This is a genomic window from Anabaena sp. UHCC 0253, from assembly GCF_009712085.1.
Classification (GTDB): Bacteria; Cyanobacteriota; Cyanobacteriia; order Cyanobacteriales; family Nostocaceae; genus Dolichospermum.
The window spans coordinates 86,460-103,082 of sequence record NZ_VILD01000009.1 but is presented as its reverse complement, the minus strand read 5'-3'; the positions used below and the strand labels follow the sequence as shown (position 1 = coordinate 103,082).

Sequence of the window (16,623 nt, the reverse complement as noted above, 5' to 3'; positions counted from 1 at the left end):
CAGAAAATCTTACATCTAACTTTGCATAACAGCATCCAATAGTAACCCAGCCCCAAAACGGATAGGATCTGTGCAAGGTAGTTTAGTTTCTGCTATGATTTGAGCGATCGCATTTTTTGCCTCTACTTCCTCTAAATTCTTCGTATTCAACGCTATCCCCACCACAGGAACGTGCTTAAAAGCACCAGCAGCACTAGCCACAATTTCATACATCCGAATTACTTCCGGTAAAGGTGGAATCGGGATAGTGGGATTATTACGGTTATGAGTTTGTCCTGCTTGATGCACTAATATTAAATGTGTGGGTTGAGAACCCCGAATTAAAGGTAAAGTTGCCGTCGAGCCAGGGTGTAAAAGAGAACCTTGCCCTTCAATTTGCAGAATATCGTAATGTTGACCAAAACGCATTACCAACTGTTCTACAGCACCAGCCGCAAAGTCCACCCGCACAGCATCTAAAGCTACCCCTTCCCCTTCCAACATTAACCCAGTTTGACCGGTAGCCAAAAACTTAGAACGTAAACCCCGCAACTTAGCCGCCCGGTGTAATTCCAGACTGGTGGACATTTTTCCAATCGCCATATCTGTCCCCACAGTCAAAACCCGCCGACAGGCCAGAGTTCGCGCCATTGCTGATGCTACATCTAAATTAGCTGGTTCTCTGCGGACATCCCAAATTAATTGTCCTGGTTTAAGGAGGGCGGTTAATTCCGGTATATTTGCCATTGGTGTATGTAATCCATTTACCAAAGACATTCCCGCTTTCAGGGCATCTTTGATATCAGACCAATAATTATTCGGTACAGCACCACCTTTAGGCGCAATTCCAATTACTAAAACGTCTGGATTGTACTGTAGTGCTGCTGTTACAGATGCCACAATTGGCACATCTCGCTGAATACCTGTTAATTCTCCTAAACTTTTACCAACAGATTCTTGATCAATCACCGCGACAATTTGAGATTCACTGTAACGTAAAATTGATAAACCCGTCTTTCCCTGCAATCCTGTAATTCCTTCATGGAGAAGAATGGCTACTTTTTGATTAAGCGACAAACGCACTATGTTTCACTCCCAAACCAGGTAAATTATTCGGTAAAACTCGCCCATTTTCTACGACTGCACCAGTAAAAGGATCATCAATTAAATTTAAGTGACTGTCTAAATCCAAATAATCAGCTAGTGGTGCAAGTTGTAATGCGGCGGTATTAGCCAGAGAACTATCAGAATAACAGCCAAACATGACTTGTAAATTATGGGCTTTGGCTGTATGCACCATTCTCATAGCCTGGGTTATACCCCCAGATTTCATTAACTTGATATTAATTCCATCTACATGATCTGCTAATTGGGGAATATCAGCACTGGTAAAACAACTTTCATCCACAAAAATTGGTAACGGGGAATTTTTTTGCAAATTAGCTAAATTTGCTTCTTCACCTCTGGCTAGAGGTTGTTCTACATACTTTATCCCTAAGTCAGCTAACCAACCACACATATTTATAGCATCCGCCAAACTCCAACCACCATTAGCGTCAACAAACACATCTTTTCCTGCGGCTGCTTCCCATACCGCTAACAACATTTTTTGATCTGCTTCTATTCCCTCGGTTGAACCTAATTTTACTTTTAATAACTGCACATCCATAAATTGTAACCAGTCTTGCGTCCTGGCCTTTGCACCTGCTGGGGAATTAATACCAATTGTTACAGAAGTGGGAGCGATCGCATTTTTATCTAGTCCCCAAAGTTTCCACAATGGTAAATCCACCCGCTTACCCAACCAATCATGTAATGCCATATCCACAGCCGCTTTAACGGCGGAAGGGATTTGCATTCGTTCTAATACTGCCTCAATTTCTTGCCGTTGCCAAGGGCTAAATTTTTGTAGAATCGGTGTAATTTGCTGCAACCCCTCTTGGATTTGCTCAGTAGATTGCCTATGGTTGCCCACACCAAAAGGAGATGCTTCTCCCCAACCGACAATTCCCTCTTGGGCAATTTGTAACCAGATATTTGTCGTTTGTGCTGTTGTCCCTCTACTAATGGTTAAGGGAAATCGCTTGTTAACGGTAAAGCTTTGAAAATTTATTTGCATAAATATATAGTTGTCAGTTGTCAGTTGTCCGTTGTCAGTTGTCCGTTGTCAGTTGTCAGTTGTCAGTTGTCAGTTGTCCGTTGTCAATTGTTCGTTGTCAGTTATCAGTTGTCCGTTGTCAATTGTCAATTGTCAATTGTTGAACCGTCACCTTCTTCTCTGTCACCTGTCAATAGTTAGGTCTGGCAGTTAAACTAGATAGGAGAACTGTAATTTCTACAAATGGCCATTTCTGAGACAAAAGGGCATAAAACATCCTCTCAGCTTTTGCTAATAGATAAAAGGTAAATTTTATGAGAAATTTCGACAAAAAAGGTCTAATGAACCAGCGTCATGTTTTGACTGGAGTTATCGCGGCTGGGTTGATGATGTTGCCGGGAGCATTCGGTGGTAGTCCCGTATCAGCGCAGCAAAAAACAGAGCGTAACACTTTAAGCTATGGAGAATTAATCCAGAAGGCTGATAAAGGGGAAATTAAAAAGGTAGAGTTGGATCAAGTTGAGCAGACAGCTAGGGTTTATTTAGCTGGACAAAAGCCAGATACACCTCCTTTACAGGTACGACTTTTAAATCAAAATCCGGAGTTAATTAATAAACTTAAAGAAAAAAACGTTGATTTTGGCGAAGTTTCCTCTGCTGGTAATAGAGCCGCTGTTGGGTTGTTAATCAATCTAATGTGGATTTTACCACTGGTGGCTTTAATGCTGTTGTTCCTGCGTCGTTCAGCAAATGCTTCTAACCAAGCTATGAGTTTCGGTAAATCTCGCGCTCGGTTTCAAATGGAAGCAAAAACGGGGGTGAAATTTGATGATGTCGCTGGAGTCCAAGAAGCAAAAGAAGAATTACAAGAAGTTGTTACCTTCCTAAAACAGCCAGAAAAATTTACGGCTGTGGGAGCAAAAATTCCCAAAGGTGTGCTGTTAGTTGGACCGCCGGGAACTGGGAAAACTTTACTCGCAAAAGCGATCGCCGGGGAAGCAGGTGTACCATTTTTCAGTATGTCTGGTTCGGAATTTGTAGAAATGTTTGTCGGTGTTGGTGCGTCCCGTGTCCGTGATTTGTTCAAAAAAGCTAAAGATAATGCTCCTTGTTTGATCTTTATTGATGAAATTGACGCAGTAGGTCGTCAACGGGGTGCTGGTATTGGTGGTGGTAATGATGAACGGGAACAAACCCTCAATCAACTATTAACGGAAATGGATGGTTTTGAAGGGAATACGGGAATTATTATTATTGCTGCTACTAACCGCCCAGATGTCCTGGATTCAGCTTTGTTACGTCCCGGACGCTTTGACAGACAGGTGATTGTGGATGTCCCAGATTTGAAAGGAAGACAGGATATTTTGACAGTCCACGCTCAAAATAAAAAGATTGATCCTACTGTATCCTTAGAAGCGATCGCTCGCAGAACTCCTGGTTTTACTGGCGCAGATTTAGCCAATCTACTCAATGAAGCTGCTATTCTCACAGCCAGAAGACGCAAAGAAGCTGTTACCGATTTAGAAATTGATAATGCCATAGATAGAGTAGTTGCCGGTATGGAAGGAACTGCTTTAGTAGATAGCAAAAATAAACGCCTGATTGCTTACCACGAAGTCGGACACGCTTTGGTAGGTACTTTAGTCAAAGGTCATGATCCTGTACAAAAAGTTACTCTTATTCCTAGAGGACAAGCATTAGGTTTAACTTGGTTTACTCCCAATGAAGAACAAGGTTTAATTTCCCGTTCCCAAATTTTAGCCCGAATTGCCGCTGCTTTGGGCGGTCGGGCAGCAGAAGAAATCGTCTTTGGGAAAGCGGAAGTGACCACAGGTGCAGGAAATGACTTACAACAAGTTACCAATATGGCACGACAAATGGTAACTAAATTTGGGATGTCTGATTTGGGTCCGGTTTCTTTGGAAAATCAAAATAATGAGGTATTTTTAGGGCGTGACTGGATGAATAAATCAGAATATTCTGAGGAAATCGCCGCTAAAATTGATGCCACAGTCAGGGAAATTATTAACCGCAGCTATGTTCAAGCTAAGGAACTACTACAAGAAAACCGTTTAATTTTAGAGCGTGTTGTAGATTTGCTCATAGAACAAGAAACCATTGATGGTGATGTGTTCCGGACAATTGTCGCCGACTACTCTAAACTCGAAGTCACTAATGAGCAAGTAGCCGTACCTTATTAGTTCTAGTTGTAGGGTATGGTTCGGCAAGCTCACCAACCACGTCAGATTGCATAAATTCTGCAAATAAACAGATTGTTGCTTTCTGACGCACCTTACCAATGTGCCAGTTGCATAAATCCAGACTCTTTTGAAATCACATCAAAAAAACTGTTCTAGAAAAATTTTTCACTGGTGGAGGGAAATTTGAATGCTATTTTATATACATACTGCTAAAAAGTAAATATATTCTGCGGAATACTATTGAGAAAACGATAGGATCACCAATTCTTAGTTAATTTAAGGAATCTACAACGATGTCTGGTAATACGTCTTTTGATCAACTCCAACCAGCAAGTCAGCAACAAGCCACAGTGTATCTACCGTATATTCAGGGGAACAAGCGAAATTTATTACCCTATGCTATTAGTCTTTATCAAAAAGGCGTATTAGAAGGACACCGTAAAATTGAAGCCAGTGATAATATTTCCTTTGTTGCTACTTGGAATGTTGCCACCTTACCCTCCGATTTAACTCGTTGCCGGATGCAGTTTGATACTGATTCTGATCTAACTTATGAAGTAATGATGGCTAGTTTTGAATTTATTAATTTTTTGATTGAACTGATGGAAAATTATAAGCGCCATCGCATTACTGATTTTTCTAAACCTTTTTACCGCAAATTATTACGCGCAGACGATTGAGTCAAGATATCCCCTGACTCCTGTGAGGGCGGGGAAACCCCGCCCCTACTAAATATATTCATCATCAACGTAGGATTCATATATCTCAGTTGTTTCAGTAGCTGTCACAGAATTCGATAGATGGAAAGTATCATCTGTCATGCGGATGATTTCTCCAGAAAAGAATTTCGCTAAACTTTCCGCAGCTTTGACTACGCCATCATGATCCCAGTTTGATGGGGATGGTTGCACTGGTAGTGGAGAAATGGTTTTTACGGGCGCTGTGTTGGTAACAACAGGCTCAGTTTTTACCATTTCGGGTAACGGTGTCGGTACTGGCTGTGGTACGGCTGGAGGCGCTTGTGGAGTGGGTTGTGGAGTGGGGATTTGCTGGTTGTAAGTAGGTTGGGATGGTTGTTGTACAGGGGGAGAAGTTTGTGGTGGTGGATTTCTCCTAGTAGATGTAGGGTTTGCAGATGTGACTTTTTCTAAAGAGACTTGAATTTCCTGTTGGAAGGTTTGCCTAAAAGCTGTGATGATGATAGGTAAATAAGATTTCACCTTATCAAACCAAACTGCTTTTACGCCTATCCGGGCATGAGAACCATTGAACTCAATTAAATGGCACATTTGCCCCAACAATGCTTGGGTGGGTAACTGTTGAATATGTCCACGAACTTGCTGCCACAGTTGAGTTACGTCGTATTGTGAACCTTCTCCAACTGGTTGTACTGCTGCTGGTTGATTGTCAATAGGTGGAGGTGGTGCAAATACAGGTTCTGGGATGGGTGTGGGTGGTGAATGAGTTGGATATGTTGGTGGAGGTGCAGAAACAGGAGGGTAAGCTGGGGTTACAGAGGTTGTATGAACTTGCTGGGGGATATTTACAGGCTGGATCTGAATATTGGCGCTGGGTAATAATCCCAGTAATGTTACTTCTAGCCATAAACGGGGTTGAGTGGTGTTTTTGAGTTGGACTTCTGCTGTTCTCAGGTGTTGTTGTCCTCGCAAGATTGTACTGGTATCAAGTTTTTGGGCAAAGTTGACTAATGCTGTCCAGGTTGATTGAGTACAAGCAACTAAATCTTGACGATTGGGAGCGGTTTTGGCTATTAGTAAATCTCGGTAAAAAGCGGCGAGGTTTTGGAGGATGATTAGGGGTTCTCGTCCTCGATCTAGGATTTTGCGAGTAGTATCTAAGACTATTTCGGCATGATCTTGAGCGATCGCTTCTAATAATCCAAATAGGTCTTTTTCACTGACTGAACCCACTAAATCCCAAACTTTATCCGGTGTGACTTCCCCAGCGACTAAAGCTAATTGATCAAGTAAACTTTCTGCATCTCTTAATCCCCCTTGAGCAATTTGTCCAACGAGGGTGAGAGAGTCATGAGCAATATTAATATTTTCGTTAGCAGCAATATAAGTTAAATGCTTTACCATCGCCTCTAACTGAATTCGTCTAAAATCAAATCTTTGACAACGAGAAATAATTGTTGGTAATACCCGCTGTGGATCTGTTGTAGCGAGGACAAAAACAACGTGCTTAGGTGGTTCTTCTAATGTTTTTAGTAATGCATTGAATGCCGCTGTACTTAACATATGACATTCATCAACCACATAAACTTTATAGCGGCATTGCATTGGGGCAAATTGCGCCCGTTCAATCAGTTCACGAATATTATCAACACCTGTATTACTGGCAGCGTCAATTTCAATAACATCTGTAGAATAGCCTTTAGTAATGCCCTGACAGATTTCACAAACGCCGCAGGGTTGTGGAGTTGGCTGGTTTCCTTGGAGACAATTTAGAGATTTAGCGAGAATTCTGGCACTAGAAGTTTTTCCTGTACCTCTGGGGCCAGTGAACAAATAGGCAGGGGCGATTTTCGCTGAAAGAATGGCGTTAGTCAGGGTAGTAGCGATCGCCTCTTGACCCACCAGTTCAGCAAAACTTTTTGGCCGATACTTATGGTGCAGGGGTTCGTAAGACATGGAGACAGGTTTAAATCCGTATAGCCCTGGTGAATTTAGGGCTTTACCATTCTAACAACTCATGGCAATTTCCCTGATAGATAGCCGCCAGTACAGGATGGTGTAAGTTAAACAACTATGAAAAATTAGCAAAAAGCTTGTCTAGTCTGCTTTTTTAATTTTTAATTATTAATTTTTAATTCCACCCACGGGAGTCACCGACATGGCTAAAATTTGAATAAGCAACAAATATCAATGGTGTATCAGATGCTCAAGCGGCTAATTCAATGGCTTAAAAAATTTTTCCGGCGCTTGTTTGGTAGTCAGAAAAATCTCACCTCACGTCCAGAAAATATCCCCAAACAAGTAGCACCACCTCTGAGCGATACAGATTTAGAATTTCTATTTACAGAACTTTTAGAAGGTGTTCATCAAGCCAAAGGACAGGCTTGGGCGCAAAAATGGCTACATAATCTTCAGCATCGTGTCAGCATAGAACGCTGGTTGGAATGGCTAAATCGTTTTGGTGACAGATTATTAGCATCCTCCAAACCCCATAATGAATTAGCAGTTAGATTAGTTCAATTAGGTGAGTTAGGTGTTGGGGAAATCGGTAATCTGTCCTATGACATCGGCATGAAAGTGTTAACACGCAATCCAGGAGAACCGATTTGGGAATATGCTGGACCTGATGCTGTCCAAAATAATCCCCCAGCACCTCCGCAAGAGCCAGAAGATTCACCAGAAGGAGAATACAAAACTGTTACTCTAGAGGAGTTACTGATTATGTTGCAACAGGATGAACATTTGTGTCAGCAAGTTGCCCAACAATTAGGGATAGAAACAGATAATCCAGAAGTGATTATTCAAGCCTTGGTGAATCAGTATAATGAAGCTAATGAGTCTTCTACATAATCCAAGACTGAGGACAGAATTTTTGACTCCATCTCCTGATGACTAATTGCAGTAATTATGTTCTAATTGTTCAAAGTAGCTGTCAGTATTTTTACGCGAGTAAATCTAGATTTTGTAGTCCATTCCGTAATTAATAATTTTTTTGACACAACGATAGCTACAATCTAGGAGAAAGAAAACCCAATAAAGTGGCAGATGTTCAGGTGGCTCTTGCAGTGGCTTAACAAATTTTTAAAGTACCCCTTTGGCAGCCTTGGGATAAGTGATCCCCGGTTTAGTCAAGGCGAACTGGTGGTAGATCAACCCCCAGAACTCACGAATGCGGATCTAGAGTTGTTGTTTAACGAACTACTAGAAGGCGTGCATCAAGCGCGAGGACAACAGTGGGCGTTGAAGTATTTGCAGCGGATGGAACCACGTATTACTATTGACCGTTGGATAGATTGGCTGTTGATATTTGGTGATAAATTATTAGCCTCTCCTGCTCCCAATCATCAGTTAGCCAAGCGGATGGTGCAATTGGGTGAATTGGGGCTGGGTGAGGTTAGTAACCTGGCTTATGATATTGGGATTCAGTTATTGCGGCGCAATTTGAATCAAGAGTATGAGCGTAAGCAAGAGCTACCGGAGTTGGACATCTTGATCCCCACTGAAGAGGAGTTAGATAGTCCAGGACAAGAATTGCTCCGCCAATTTGGTGAACAGCTTTGGGAATATCAGGAAACAGACAGTGTCACTAATCCACCAATACCTCAAGTAATTGAGGAGGTGTTGACTGATTACTCTTTCGATTTGAGTGATGAGTTTTTGGTCAAAGATGTTGAGAATGAAAATCTACATGATGTTTATGTTCAGTCGGAAACTGAGCAGCTAAGTTATGAGTATACAATTCAGGAATTTTCTCAGAATGTTGAGGAAATAGTTGCAGTATCTCTAACTGAGGAAAATTTGCATCATTCTTTGGCGAATGTAGAACCGCAGTTAGCATCCACTTTAGATGAGTTGGTAGTGCGGTTGGAGCAAAGTACCAATCTTGTCCAGCAGTTGGCTTCAGATTTGGCAATTCGGGATAGTCAAACATCGCAAATTGTTGTTGCTAATGAGGCGGAAATTTTATTTTACGAAGGTTTGCAGCAAGCTAAATCTGGGAATTTATTGACAGCTTTGGCTTTATATGAGCAAGCAAGTCAAATAGAATCTGGAGCTTATGAATATTGGTTTAATCAGGGATTGACACTTTATTATTTGCAACGGTTTCCAGAGGCGATCGCCGCTTATGACCAAACACTGGCACTCAAACCAGATTTCTACAAGGTTTGGTACAGTCGTGGCTGTATTCTCGGCGAGTTGGGAGACTTTGATGGGGCGATCGCTTCTTTTGATCAGGCGATCGCGATTAAAGCAGATTATGAAGAGGCTTGGTCAAGCCGGGGTTTAGCATTATTAAAGTTAGGTTTAATCTGGGAAGCCATTTCTAGTTACGATCAAGCTCTCAATCTCCAACCCCAAGATCCAGAAACCTGGTACTACCGAGGTATAGCTTTAGCTGTAGGTGAGCAATATCCCGAAGCGATCGCTAGTTATGATCAAGCCCTCAATCTCCAACCTGACTATCATGAGGTGTGGATTGATCGGGGTGTAGTGCTGTTTAATTTGAAACAATGGTTAGAAGCCATTGAATCTTGGGATCAAGCCCTCTCTGTTCAACCTGAATTTTATTTAGCCTGGTATAACCGGGGCGTGTCCTTTGAAAACCTGGGACGACGTGAAGATGCGATCGCCTCTTATCAACAAGCGATCGCCATTAAACCCGATTTCCACCCCGCCTGGTATAACCAAGCCGTAGCCCTATTTTATTTAGAACGTTTCGCTCAAGCTATTTCCTGCTATGACAGTGCTTTACAAATTAAACTAGACTACTGGGAAGCTTGGCTCGGTCGTGGTGCTGCTGCTGGTAATTTAAACCCTCACCAATCATCATTGATTGTCGTTAGTAGCATTTCTTCTGCCAATCCCGCCCTCAATTTAGGCGGATATGCAGGCAAATTAGCCAGTTATCAAGAAGGTTTAAAACATCTCCGCCCCGATACTCACCCAGAAGGCTGGGGAAGATTACATATAGCTCTTGGTAATACTTATTATGAGCAAGGCAAAAAGGAATCCAACCCTCGTGATTATTGGCATCATGCTATATCTGAATATCAACTAGCACTATCCACTCTCACACCAGAAGATTTCCCCGAATTGCATCTAGAAATTCTGCAATCTCTGACCAAAATGCTGATCTGTTTGGGAGAAACAGCAACTGCACAAGAATTGCAAAAATGGGGTATGGAATTATTACAACAATTACTCACTCACCCCACTCGTTCTGATGAAAATAAAAAGCAACTAGCACTGAAATTTGCTGGATTGGGACAACTAGCCGTTGATTTGTCTGTAAATACAGGAGACTTAGTAGAAGCTTGGGAAATTGCCGAACAAGGTAAAAATAGTTGTTTACATTGGTTAATGTCTGAAGCAAATTATCACATTAACAATGTTAACTATACATCTATTCAACAATTACTTAATCCCTCCACAGCCATAATTTACTGGCATTTTAGCCCAGCCGCTTTACACACATTTATCATCAAAGATCAAGCACCGTCTCCCATTCTTCTACTTACGCCTATACAAGATATTGAGGCTATACCAGAAGCAGTACGACGTTTAATTGAATTTGAAAATTGGTTAGCAGATTGGCAACAATTAGCAATTCCATCCAAAGTTTTGGAATTACAAAATATCTTGAATATTCCGATAATTATTCAAGAATTAGAAGGGATAGATACAATCATCTTAATTCCCCATCGTGATTTGTACAAGTTACCTTTACACAGTTTATTTAATCTGTCTTTTTCTGCAATCTCGTCTTTAAATTCGGTGGATTATAATATTAGTTATCTACCTAGTGTGGCTATAGGGATTTCTTTACAATCTCAGTCATTTTCATCTTGGCATCAAATTAATGGTAGTAAAACTTATCCTCAACTCAAATTTGATCAGTTAGCATCGGAAATTGTGAGCGAAACCTTTGCTATTTCTAAGGATTTTCTCAGTTATTAATTGGTAATTGACAATTGATCATTAACAATTGTCAATTGTTTAATTTTTAGCCATTTGATAGCACTTTCCACATCTGGAACTTGTTCTCCTGGGGGTACAGGTGGACGGTTTACCATCACAACTTTTATTCCTAGTTTTCGGGCGGCAATAATTTTAGGATAGGTAGCACTACCACCGCTATTTTTACTAACAATAGTATCTATATTGTATTTGAGTAAAATTTCCTGTTCGTTTTCTAAAGTAAAAGGACCGCGATCGCATATAATCAAACCCGGTGGTACTAAAACATCATTGTTTGGCGGATCAATCATCCGCATTAAAAACCAAAATTTCTGCAAATGTGCAAAAGTCGCAATTTCCTGTCTACCAATTGTTAAAAATACCCGTTGGCTTTGGTTTTCCAACGCAGCAGCAGCAGCAATATTATTTTCTACTTCTAACCAATGATCATCCTCTAGTTTTTCCCAAGGTGGACGAATTACCATTAATCTCGGAATACCAACTTCCTGTGCGGCTGCGGCTGCGTTCCCAGAAATCTGATTAGCAAAAGGATGAGTAGCATCAATTAAGAGATCAATTTGCATTTTTCGCAAATAACTAACCAACCCAACTACACCACCAAAACCGCCAATCCGCACATTACCAACGGGAGTAGAAGGTTCACGGGTTCGACCGGCTAAAGAGGCGATCGCTTCAATACCAGAAATATTTGCTACCCTAGCAGCCAATTCTGCCGCATCACCAATTCCACCTAGAATTAAAACCCGCAACATATCAATTTAAAATTTTTACAAGCTATTATCTATCACCTGTGATAGATTCCAAAGCTTTGACTTGGTTTTGCAATTTTTCCACAGTTTGCAAATGCGCTTGCTGTGATGAATAACCTAGCCAAATCAAACTACCACTAAACATTGTCACCACAGTCACTAAAAGACTGATTAGCAATTTTACCTGGGAATGAAGACGCTTTACCTGCTGTATCTGATTCTGCTCTGGATACGGGGGAGCATAAACTAAACTCGGATTTTCATTTTCCCCCACCACCTCTATTTGAGGGTTTTCTACACGAGGAAAAGCAACTTTACTTTGCAACCATTGAGTAATCAAATTCGGGCAATTTTTCTTAAACCATTGCCAAGCCAAAAGTTTAAATGCAGGCTTAGACATTTTAGTTATAAATTTCAGTGTTTTATTCAAAGTTCCCAACTTGAACTTCTGATTTACCAAATTAGTTGATCCCACATCATAGAGACAATCCAAAATTGCCTTAATTATAGCTTCTTCCTGATAAACCAACGTTGTTAATAATAGTTCAACATCACTGATCAATTTCTCTTCTCTGTTTTTCTCCCTAGATTTTTGTGTTAAATCATTTGGTATTTTTACTTGTTTCATGATCTTGCGAGTATAAATTTTGATTTTTCAAAGCTATATTCTCATCATCAATATGGTTGATTTAATTCAATTGTATGGTGGACTTGTAACCGAGAAATCTCGACGGATCAAAATTTTTATTAATTTCTGTGCTTCACTTTATAGCAGATGCCAATTTAAAGCCTAATATCAAGTAAAGACGTTCTAGCAGCACCTCTCTACTCAATACTTGTCGGTTAAGTTAAAAACATTAAATCAGGCAGGTTGGGTTGAAATTAGGAAACCCAACATTTACGGACTTTGGTTGGGTTGTGCTGTCGCTTACCCAAGAGTATTGCCTCTCTACTCACGTTAATTCTATAGCAAGACAGGTATTTTTGCCAAAATACTGTTTTTTAAGGGTTCTGGCCGTTCTGACCAACGGAGAAGACTATCAGCCATAACGTAATATTTACTACCATATTCTCATACTGCTTCAGCACCGCCAGCAATAGGTAAATCGTCAAAAAGATCCGTTAACTTACTTTGAGCAACAAAAGCTACGACATAGGAATAGTTACAAATACTCATAGATTCAACAGATTTAACCCCTAAATCCCAAATTTGGGCAAATTTCTGAATCTTACAGTAGTTTCTAATTATACAAAAAAATAAAGCCCTTGGGATATTACCAGGGCTTTGGAAAATATAGGTAAAAAAGGTTTTTCTGTCTCTTTCTCTTGACAAAGAAAGATTTTAAACCAATTGTCAATTATCCATTAATAACGCATTTCCTAGTCTAATGAAGTACAAAATTATCTGTGTTTATCTGCGTCCATCTGCGGTTAATTCTTTCTTCTTATACCTCACTAAAATGGGAATTGCTATATTTTCATCATGTAAATTACATATCAGATGCACCAGTAGCAATTAAACGTCTGAATAAAGCTGCCGACCAACCAGTTTCTTTGAGTACAGCGGCTGAAGAAACTTCTACATAAGCTTGCTCAATAAAAGCTAAATCAATCATGCAAATTCTACCCAATGCTTCTTTTAATTCTTCTGATTTACCATCAGCTTTAAGCTTTTTGCCAACTTCATGAACTACAACAGCCATTGCTGGAACTACGTGCTGAGGAGCAATACCAATTTTGACGTGAATTAGACCAATGTGCCAACGACATTTTGCATATTCATCGCCCCAATTATCCATACCTGTAAACATTTGAGAAAACCATTCAATAAAGGTTTTATGTAAACGATGAGCGCGTCCTTCAGTTGCACTTAAAATGCCACTCATTTCTGCGTCACGTCCGAGATAAGCATAAAAATGATTTGCCATTTCTTCAGCAATACTGCTTCCCCAATCTGCATTTTCTTTCATGACAGATTTATCTTCTGGAGTCAGACCAATACGAGTTTCCATAGTGGTCAAAAAAGCGCGAGGTTCAATAGCCATGATTAATCCTTAAAAACTGTTAGAAGTGGATTTAATTAACTTTTGTGGAAACTTGATCAAAGATAGAGTATGGATTTTTTTCCAAATCACATAGTAGCGGTAGAAGTATAATTAATATATACCCGTTACTAGAAAGGAACTAATTCAAATACATCATGAGTACCTCCTTGGAGGACTGATTTAGTATGTGTTCCTCTCAAACACTTACCAAGTATTTGTTCGATAGCACCCCAAAATGCACCCATAGTAAAAGTGCATTTACGAGGTGAATTTAGTGGTTCACCAGCAGAACAAAAGGTTTCAGAAGTATAGACTTTAATGATTTCACCTTCAGCAACAATTTTCTCAACAATACACAACCGTGTGCCTTCTTTGCCTAAAGCCAGGTTTAATTCATTTGCTGCATCATTTAATGAATGTGAAGCTTTTGTAAAACCTAAATTTTCAGCTACCTTTTTCCCCCTGGCTCGACCTGCTGTGGTTAGTGCAATAGCTGTAGCTTTTTCTCCTAAAGCTTCTTCCATACCTGTAATGGCTGCCTTAAAACAGATAATACTATTAAAGTCGCCTAGTTCTTTTCGTAACTCTAACATAATTTTAAATTCCTGGATAAACCATTTTACCAATTGATAGTTAGATTTAGATTTAGATTTTATCGGATTTAATTAACTTTTGTTGAGACTCTATAAAAGATAGAGTTGGAAAATTTTTCAAAATTTAAGATAGCAGCAGTATCAAGTATAATTAACCTGTTTTACTCCGCAAAAATCCTACTAAACTTTTGAGAAATGATTGACTCACAGCAGGCTTTTGACTGGGTACTGGGACTGATTCGATTAAATGTATTTCGGTAGTAGATTCTTCCATCATGGGAATAGAAGTAGCCGCAACCATAAAATGTTCTTTTGCCAAACCGACGACAATCAAACGGAAAGCTATTTGCAATACTGTGTCTACAGTAAGATTGAGTTGATTGGCAATTTTTTCTAAGGGAACTTCACCATTGGCAAATTCCCATACTTGCCATTCTTGAGCATTTAGCTGTAACCGGGGCTGTTTTGCACTTAATCCTGATAAACCCGATGTAGGATCTGGTAGTTTCTCTGCTAAAGCATTCCAGTCTCGCAATGCTCGCAAACCGATTAATATAACTTCGGTTGCGGACATACTCAAACCTGTCATTTCTCCTAAGGGTAAGGCTGAGATTGGATCAAATTTAAACTGGCCATCTTTGATTTGGAATAAAGCACAAACTGGACGGAGAACTTGAGAGTTAAACAAGAGTTTTAGTTGTTCTGGCTGTACTAAACCTTGGGATTTCAAACATAGTCCCAGAGGGGAATTAATAAAACAAGAGGAAATATTTGTCACCCTAGAGATTACACGTTCACTTACCCATCCACGTTGAGCAATCATTAAGGTTAAACCCTGTTGATCTAAACGATCAGATGCAGCTATAACCCGTCCTTGATGCAGCCAAATATAATAAATTTGTTTGCTATTAGTTTGATTTTTGTCAGATAATAATTCAATATGAAGTACACCTGTTTTTTTACCTTGATCTAAAAATTGGAGTAGTTCTGGTAAAGAAAAATCTGCAAAGTTACCATTAATAGACATAACTGACCTCCTTTATTCATAAGAAATTTATTAAACCCCAGAATTTAAACTGCCAATTTGTACTTTTAAAAAAGCTTTTAATTTCTAAACCACACAACTTTCCATTAAGTGTTGTACTAAATGAATTACTGCTTCTGCTACTGAGTCTCTTTCGTTGGGATTAACCTTAACTAGAGGAGGCCGATTTTGCTCATCTACATAACCAATTGCTAGATATATATCTTCCTCTGCCCACGCTCCAGGACAATCGGTATGGGTGATACCAATAATCATAGGAACACTTACTCGCGCTTGCATGAAGTTAAGAATATTCCGTGCCTGACGAAATTCTCTCGGTCTATGGGCAGCTACTAGTAGAATATAAGCGTGCGCTTTGTGTATGAGAATATCCCACATAAAATCAAAGCGAGTTTGTCCAGGCGTTCCATAAAGGTGTAATGCCATATCAGGACCAAATTGCAATCTGCCGAAGTCAAAGGCTACAGTGGTTCTTTTCTTCAGCAATGCTGTTTCATCAGTTGCACGGGTATCTGTATCTACAACTTCAATTTCACTAACGGAACGGATGAAGGTAGACTTACCCGCTCCTACAGTTCCCGTGACAACCAAGCGCATAACTTCCATCTTTATCCACTCCGATACGAAAATGCTAATAATTGCTCACATTTTTTTCCTGTTTCACTCTGGCAACGTTGGTGCTATCCAGTCCACAGGCTTATACGACCAATCTAGACGCGTGCTGCAAAAATAAACACATTCAAAAATCAAATATCAAGTTCCCTAGAATCAGCAGCACTTATCTACCAGGGAACTCTAAATTAAGTTACCTGTAAGGTGCTGTCATTTACTGGAGGATCAGTTTTAATTCTGCCAGTACCCGCTTAATTTCTAGCATTAGCAATCCCTGTTTAGCACTTTCACTAGCTAAGACTAGAAGAACTGCATCTTGACCACAACCAGTTAGTATGCCAAAGCCTTTATTGCCTTCTACAAAGATCCGGTCAATAGTTCCTCTGGCTAATTCCATCCCAATTCTTTCACCCAGGGATAGCATAGATGCTGACATCGCTGATACTCTTTCTTCATCCATCCCACCAGGTAAGCTTGCTCCTAGTGGTAGACCATCTGGAGTTACAAGTGCAGCACCCTGTACATCTGTAGTACCACTAACAAAATTTTGCAAAACCATACCAAGTTTTTCTGAGTTGATAGCCATTATAATTATTCTCCGTTGTGTTGAATGGGAAAGTGAGT

Annotated in this window: 14 protein-coding genes; 4 read left to right on the top strand and 10 right to left on the bottom strand. The window is 40.1% G+C overall.

Annotation, left to right across the window (positions count from 1 at the left end; all coding sequences use genetic code 11):
- Positions 1–15: 15 nt before the first annotated feature.
- Positions 16–1,062, bottom strand: a complete 1,047-nt coding sequence (locus tag FJR38_RS21935) for a DUF1611 domain-containing protein (protein WP_168492734.1) — start codon at positions 1,060–1,062, stop codon at positions 16–18.
- Positions 1,046–2,098, bottom strand: a complete 1,053-nt coding sequence (locus tag FJR38_RS21930) for a dipeptide epimerase (RefSeq protein WP_168539409.1) — start codon at positions 2,096–2,098, stop codon at positions 1,046–1,048. Before FJR38_RS21930 ends, FJR38_RS21935 begins: the two co-directional genes overlap by 17 nt.
- A gap of 293 nt (positions 2,099–2,391) precedes the next feature.
- On the opposite strand from FJR38_RS21930, the gene ftsH reads away from it, so the two are divergent.
- Entirely contained in the window at positions 2,392–4,278 is a 1,887-nt protein-coding gene (gene ftsH / locus FJR38_RS21925) for an ATP-dependent zinc metalloprotease FtsH (protein ID WP_168539407.1), read from the top strand.
- 293 nt (positions 4,279–4,571) lie between these two features.
- Complete coding sequence (gene ebsA / locus FJR38_RS21920) at positions 4,572–4,958, top strand: type IV pilus biogenesis protein EbsA (protein WP_168492740.1); 387 nt, start codon at positions 4,572–4,574, stop codon at positions 4,956–4,958.
- 48 nt (positions 4,959–5,006) lie between these two features.
- Here the strand turns inward: ebsA and FJR38_RS21915 are convergent, their stop codons facing one another.
- The gene (locus FJR38_RS21915) at positions 5,007–6,932 is read right to left on the bottom strand and encodes a DNA polymerase III subunit gamma/tau (RefSeq protein ID WP_168539405.1); all 1,926 of its coding nucleotides are present in this window, start codon (positions 6,930–6,932) and stop codon (positions 5,007–5,009) included.
- 246 nt (positions 6,933–7,178) lie between these two features.
- On the opposite strand from FJR38_RS21915, the gene FJR38_RS21910 reads away from it, so the two are divergent.
- Positions 7,179–7,826 carry a hypothetical protein gene (locus tag FJR38_RS21910; RefSeq protein WP_168539592.1) on the top strand — a complete coding sequence of 216 codons (648 nt, stop codon included), beginning with the start codon at positions 7,179–7,181 and terminating at the stop codon, positions 7,824–7,826.
- Positions 7,827–8,021: 195 nt separating this feature from the next.
- On the top strand, positions 8,022–10,934 hold the full coding sequence (locus tag FJR38_RS21905) for a tetratricopeptide repeat protein (RefSeq protein WP_168539403.1): 2,913 nt from the start codon (positions 8,022–8,024) through the stop codon (positions 10,932–10,934).
- On the opposite strand, the gene FJR38_RS21900 is transcribed toward FJR38_RS21905, so the two are convergent.
- From FJR38_RS21900 to FJR38_RS21870, 7 genes are all read right to left on the bottom strand, one after another.
- Complete coding sequence (locus FJR38_RS21900; RefSeq protein WP_174764090.1) at positions 10,931–11,707, bottom strand: cobalt-precorrin-6A reductase; 777 nt, start codon at positions 11,705–11,707, stop codon at positions 10,931–10,933. The genes FJR38_RS21905 and FJR38_RS21900 overlap by 4 nt on opposite strands.
- 25 nt (positions 11,708–11,732) lie before the next feature.
- Entirely contained in the window at positions 11,733–12,332 is a 600-nt protein-coding gene (locus FJR38_RS21895; RefSeq protein WP_168492753.1) for a hypothetical protein, read from the bottom strand.
- Between the two features lie 862 nt (positions 12,333–13,194).
- A complete protein-coding gene (locus FJR38_RS21890) occupies positions 13,195–13,749 on the bottom strand; it encodes a protoglobin domain-containing protein (RefSeq protein WP_168492755.1) in 555 nt (184 codons plus the stop codon).
- Between the two features lie 128 nt (positions 13,750–13,877).
- A complete protein-coding gene (locus FJR38_RS21885; RefSeq protein WP_168492757.1) occupies positions 13,878–14,342 on the bottom strand; it encodes a hydrocarbon-binding protein in 465 nt (154 codons plus the stop codon).
- Between the two features lie 151 nt (positions 14,343–14,493).
- Positions 14,494–15,369: a DUF4388 domain-containing protein gene (locus FJR38_RS21880; protein WP_168539401.1), complete on the bottom strand. Its 876-nt coding sequence runs from the start codon at positions 15,367–15,369 to the stop codon at positions 14,494–14,496.
- 84 nt (positions 15,370–15,453) lie between these two features.
- Positions 15,454–15,993: an ATP/GTP-binding protein gene (locus FJR38_RS21875; protein WP_168539400.1), complete on the bottom strand. Its 540-nt coding sequence runs from the start codon at positions 15,991–15,993 to the stop codon at positions 15,454–15,456.
- A gap of 220 nt (positions 15,994–16,213) precedes the next feature.
- Positions 16,214–16,585, bottom strand: coding sequence for a roadblock/LC7 domain-containing protein (locus tag FJR38_RS21870; RefSeq protein WP_168492763.1), 372 nt, complete (start codon positions 16,583–16,585; stop codon positions 16,214–16,216).
- Positions 16,586–16,623: the final 38 nt, after the last annotated feature.